At 42.8% G+C, this 823-nt stretch carries 1 pseudogene; it reads left to right on the top strand.

Going from position 1 to position 823, the window contains the following annotated elements:
- Positions 1–476: 476 nt before the first annotated feature.
- Positions 477–823 (top strand): annotated as a pseudogene (locus DXB15_RS16795) (hypothetical protein); the annotation flags it as partial.

The raw sequence follows: 823 nt of genomic DNA, 5'->3' as shown, positions 1-823 counted from the left end.
GTAACAGTAGATACATATGATGAGTTCCTGAAAACATATGCAGATACCATCTACAATCTTCCGGAATAATGGAAGTCAAAGATCAGAGATTAAAAAACTGAGCTAACGATTACTTTAGATTCTTCTCTAACGTGTTAAGACAACAAAAAGGATCGGCACATGCAGACCGCATGTGCCGATCCTGTTGTTGTTTTGACAGATTGTACATATTGCACATATGAAACAGGATGTGAGTACTGTTGCACAATGTAAACTGCTGTAAAAGACAATAATTGCGTTGCTGCAACGCAACGTTGTTGCATGAACGGAGGCGAAAACAGTGAAACACATGGTGCAAAATGCCGAAAAACGGGCGTTTGCGGCGAAACCAAAATTGGCACGGGATTTGCATAATATATAGGCATCAGGATATTTATGAACAACATGAATTAAAGGACAAGGAAAAATCATTAAAGAGAAAGAAAGGGAAAGTAAACATGAAGAAGAAGGCAATTAGTTTATTACTTGTTGGGGCAATGGTGGCAGCTATGGTTGCCGGATGTGGAAATGCATCATCCGATAACAACGGAGCAGCAGGCGGTGACAGCTCAGCAAAATCAGAGTCAAACAGCTCAGCAAAATCAGAGGGCAGCAGTGATGGATACACCATCGCGGCAAACATCTGGGGAACAGGTGCATATCCGCTTGACATCATCGTACATGCAGATGAGAAAGCAGCAGCAGTTGCAGGGGCAAAAGTGGATGTAGCAGATAACCAGTTTACGGCAGACAAGATCGTAACAGACTTACAGAGCCAGTTAGCATCCAAACCGGACGCAGTACT

It is taken from the genome of Roseburia sp. OM02-15 (assembly GCF_003481835.1).
Lineage (GTDB): Bacteria > Bacillota > Clostridia > Lachnospirales > Lachnospiraceae > Eubacterium_I > Eubacterium_I ramulus_A.
Note: the sequence above shows the minus strand (reverse complement) of the source record. Positions and strands in the feature narration are given on the sequence as shown.